Here is a 4,600-nt window from a genome sequence, read left to right on the forward strand (position 1 = left end):
AACGGTGTGCTGGGTAAGTCCCCGTACGGCCACTCCCTGAAGAACATCTCCGAGCAGGCTATCTCTCACGGCAAGTCCGCCGGCGTCGTCAGCTCCGTTCCGTTCAGCCACGCCACCCCGGCTGCCTTCGCGGCGCACAACAAGAATCGCAACAACTACACCGAGATCGCCGCTGAGATGGTCGGCTCCGATCTCGACGTCATCATGGGCGCTGGCCACCCAGAGTTCGATGACAACGCGCAGAAGGTAGGGGCACCGAACTACAAGTACATCTCCGAGGACTCCTTCAAATCCCTGCGCGATGGCTCCGCTGGCTGGGAATTCGCCGAGAACACCGCTGACTTTGAGAAGTGGGCTGAAGGCAACGTTGAGGCCAACAAGAAGTACTTCGGCCTCGCACCGGTTGCCTCCACCCTGCAGCAGGGCCGCGACGGCAACCCGGAGGCCGCTGAGCCGGGCACCGATCCGAAGAATGACGTCGTTGATCTTCCGACCATGACCAAGGGCGCCCTCAACGCCCTGGGCCAGAACGAGAAGGGCTTCTCCGTCATGATTGAGGGCGGCGCCATCGACTGGTCCGGCCACGCCAACCAAACCGGCCGCGACATCGAGGAAACCCAGGACTTCAACAAGGCTGTTGACGCCGCCATCGCCTGGGTGGAGGAGAACTCCAGCTGGGACGAGACCCTGCTCATCGTCACCGCTGACCACGAGACCGGCTACCTCTCCGGCAAGGAAGAGACCGCCTCCTGGAACCCGCAGACCGGTGAGAAGGGCAAGGCCCCAGAGCACCAGTGGTACTCGGGCGAGCACACCAACCAGGTTGTCCCGTTCTTCTTCAAGGGCGCTGGCTCCGAGGACATCATGGCCAAGGCCACCGGCACCGATCCGGTGCGCGGCAAGTACATCGACAACACCGACGTTGCCAACCTGATCATCCAGGACTGGTGGTTCGCTAACGACTCCAAGCCGGAGGACGAGGGCGAGACCAAGCCGGAAGACCAGGACAACAACGGCAAGACCCCTGAGGACGAGGGTAAGGACAAAGACGACAACAAGGGCAACACCGGCAAGAAGGAGACCAGCTCCGCTGTCGGCGCTGGCTTCTTGGGCGCAGGTGTAGTTGCCGCACTGCTGGGCGCAGTTGCTGCCTTCCTGCAGTCCATCGGTGTGGTGAAGGTTGACTTCTCCGCTCTGCAGAAGATGTTCCGCTAATCACGCCGCGTGGATGCCACCGGGGCATCCCGTACTTAACTAGGTCCTCCACCAGTTCATTTCACACTGGCGGAGGACCTCTCCTTGTATCGTTATTGTCCTGTGCATCGGTCTATAAAGAAGGCCGTGAGAGGCCCAGCTCTGCTGCTTTGGAGTATCCGCGGCGTTGCAGCTACCCGATATTCGGGCTCCAGCCCACAGCCCTGGGTCTCGCACACCTGTCACTGTCGTTCACGGTGAATAAGGGCGAAAAAATATCAAATTTCTGGCCCTTATCTACCGTGAATGTAGCCCCAAGCCTGAATGCCGGTTCCGAAAACGAAAAATCTCTAGACTTCACACGCTCCCACCAGCCACATGGCAACCGCACCCCGCGGTGTCCTATGATGAGGAAAATGAGCGCGGAGATTTATTCACTTCCAACTACGCCACTGGTAGCCAGCGAGTACATCGAGCAGGGCCCCCGACTGTCCCTGCGTCGCGGCAGCAATATCCTCACGCTTCAGCTGCCCGCCACCTTCCCGGAGGCAGCACTCACCGATCCCCGCTGGGTCGTCCAATCGCATTTCATTGATCGTCCGCACACTCTGCGTGAATTCGCCACCGACGAGCCGCTTGAAGTAGGCATCCCCGGCCCCTTTACCCGCATCATCGTGACTCTGAGCGACGGCGAGGAAGAGCTCATCGAGACCATCACCTTCACCGGCATCACTGAGGACGCGCCCTTCATCGTCTATGACCGCACCACGCTTATCGCGCCGCAGGGCACCCTCGAGGACGCTAAGCCGCTCGGCATCTGGGCCGGCTGGGAAGTGGGCCCGCTGCCGGAGCGGGTGGAGGTGCCGCAGAGGGAACCGGTGGACGTCGCCAAGCACAGCGATTTCGAGTGGGACTTTAACGTAACCATCCTGCCCCACGCCCGGGGCCTCGACAACGAGCCGGTATTCACCAAGTCCCCGCGCGTGCACCTTATCGCGGAAGGGGAGTGGCGCATCGATCTCACCTACGCTCCCCTCGGCGGCGAGCAGGAGGAGATTTCGGAGCAGACCTTCGACGCGGGCATCGTCGAGCCTTTCCCGGGTGATCTCTACGAAGACCCGTGGGTGGGCCGGTACAAGGTGTCGCTGTGGCACGACGAGGAGCTTGTCGACGTCCGCTTCATCTCCCTCGCCGAAGGCCTCCACATGCGCGCCACCAACGACGGTCCGCGCGGCATGGATTTCCGCATCATCGATGCCCTGGGCGCGCACTCGGCCTTCAGCTACACGCTGGCCTCCCCGCCAAAGAAGCCCATCGCACTGGAAAAGGGCCTGCATACCTTCGAGGACACCGAGGTCTCTCGCCGCGAGGTCGTGGCTAGTGAGGCCGGCTATGAGTTGGAATTCGATGTCTGGCCCGAGGCCCTGTTCAGCCGCGTCAAGCGCATCGGCTTGGAACCCACTGAGCACTCCGATAAGCCGGTCATTTTCGCGGGCCAGCTCGATCAGGATGACATGTTTACCGTCCATTCGCCGCGCCCGCTGCCGCTGGCGAAGTTCGTCACCATTGACGGCCGCCAGAAGATCAAGGAGCTGGCCCGCACGTCGAAGACGACGCAGGCGGTCACCAGCCTCGCCGTGCCTAATGCCGCGCTGGCCAACGCCGTGCGCAAGCAGCCAACGGCAGAGCTTTTCCTCATGTGGTCCACACTGTCCTATGAGGACTACCTGGATTCCCTCCCGGCTCAGGAGCGCGCGGCCCACCAGGCCCGCAGCTTGGAGCGGCGCATCGTGGAGTATGAGGCTTCCGCCTCCACCAGCCTGATTTACGCGGCGCTGGCGACTATCCGCAAGTCCCCCTTCGTCAGCCGCGGCCTCCTCGATGCCGATGCCAACATTGTGATCGAACAGAACGCAGAACCGCCGGCAGATGTAGTGGGTTGGGCCTGGCCATTGGCCGAACCAACAGTTGCACCGACCCAGCTCACCGCAATCGAGGATGGCTTCGAACTGCCCGCCGACCTTGCTGAGCAGGGCTCACTGCTTGTCGACGTCCGCGAGCTCCGCGCCTCCTCCAACCTCGCCGCCCCTGCACGCCCCTCCAGCGCCTCCATCGTGATCACGCCGGAAGGCTCGCCCGCAGCTCTGGCCTCAAAGGACTGGACTCCGGAACAGCTGTGGGGCACCTTCCGCGCGCTTCACGTGCTCTCCCAGCGCAGCCCGAACCCAAAGCTGCAAGCGATGTTCGACAGCACGATTGACCGCCTGCGCTCCCAACCGGAGGACGCGCTCCATGCCCTGGCACGCACTGGCGTTAGCGTGAACCAGCAGGCCCGCTCGCTCGCGCGCACGCGCTTGTTCCACTCGCCGCTGGAGTCCACCGCCGAGTCCAGCTCCGATAGCTACCTGGATCTTCTCCTCGATCCTTCAGCCAGCGAGAACCCAGAGCTCACCGCCGTGCGCGAGACCGGCGCCGATGGCCTGACCCGCCCGATGCTGCTCAACGCTGCAACCATTCACAGCCCCACACCGCCCGTCGATGATCTGATGGGGGAGGCCGGCCGCGTCGCCGCGCTGCGCGAGTGCTTTGCCAACAACGGCGCACTCGATGCGCTGGGCACCATCGAACACCTGCGCAAGGACGCCACGGCACTGGCCTCCCTGGTGCAAAACGCGGGCGTTGACATGTCCGTCAGCCACACCCTCATCGCGTTGGGCGCCTTTGCCAGCGGAAACACAGCCGATGAGCTCAATGCAGCGGCCTGGATGCCCTATATCTCCTATGCCTTCGCCCTGGCATCCCGCGCCGCGGCGAACGACATCATCATGGAAAGCCCGCTGCTCAAGGAGGATATGCCCATGCTTGCCGACGTCCTCCCCCTCGCCCCCCGCCTCTTCTTCTACGACCTCGTGACGGCCGAAGCTCTCTTCCGCGATCGCGACGTGTAAGCGCGTGAGGTGTGCCACAATGGGTGAGCATGAAGGTTATCTCCACGAACGTCGCTGTCCGCCGCCCGGAGCCGCACGGGCGGCACGAGTACACGGGCATCGATAAGCAGCCACGCCCCTTCCTGGACCTGGAGATTCCCGGGCCCAACTACGGTGACGGCTCCGGCGTAGTGGGGGATTCCATCGGCGACCACGCCCACCACGGCGGTGCCGAGAAGGCCGTGTATGCCGTGGCACGCGAGGAGCTCGACTACTGGGAGGGCACGCTCAACCGCGTGTTGCGTGACGGCTACTTCGGGGAGAACCTCACCACAGAAGGGATTTCCTGGCCGAATATGCTGATCAACCAGCAGATTCAGGTGGGGGAGTGCGTGCTCGAGGTCTCCATTCCGCGCACGCCCTGCGCCACCTTCTCCGGTTGGATGGATGAGCCCGGCTGGCTCAAGTCCTTCACTGAG

Annotated in this window: 3 protein-coding genes; all 3 read left to right on the plus strand. The window is 63.1% G+C overall.

The genetic code is table 11. The features are described 5' to 3' along the window. On the plus strand, positions 1–1,215 hold a 1,215-nt coding region (locus tag RDN59_RS11535), incomplete at its 5' end, for an alkaline phosphatase (protein ID WP_308607961.1). A 395-nt stretch (positions 1,216–1,610) separates the two neighbouring features. After that, positions 1,611–4,142, plus strand: coding sequence for a hypothetical protein (locus RDN59_RS11540; protein ID WP_308607962.1), 2,532 nt, complete (start codon positions 1,611–1,613; stop codon positions 4,140–4,142). Positions 4,143–4,171: 29 nt separating this feature from the next. Then, on the plus strand, positions 4,172–4,600 hold a 429-nt coding region (locus RDN59_RS11545; protein WP_308607963.1), incomplete at its 3' end, for an MOSC domain-containing protein.

Source organism: uncultured Corynebacterium sp., from assembly GCF_902489365.1.
Taxonomy (GTDB): Bacteria; Actinomycetota; Actinomycetes; order Mycobacteriales; family Mycobacteriaceae; genus Corynebacterium.

Coding starts and splice junctions, on each gene's coding strand:
- RDN59_RS11540 (WP_308607962.1), top strand. CDS start 1,611: ATGAGCGCGGAGATTTATTCACTTCCAACTACGCCACTGGTAGCCAGC.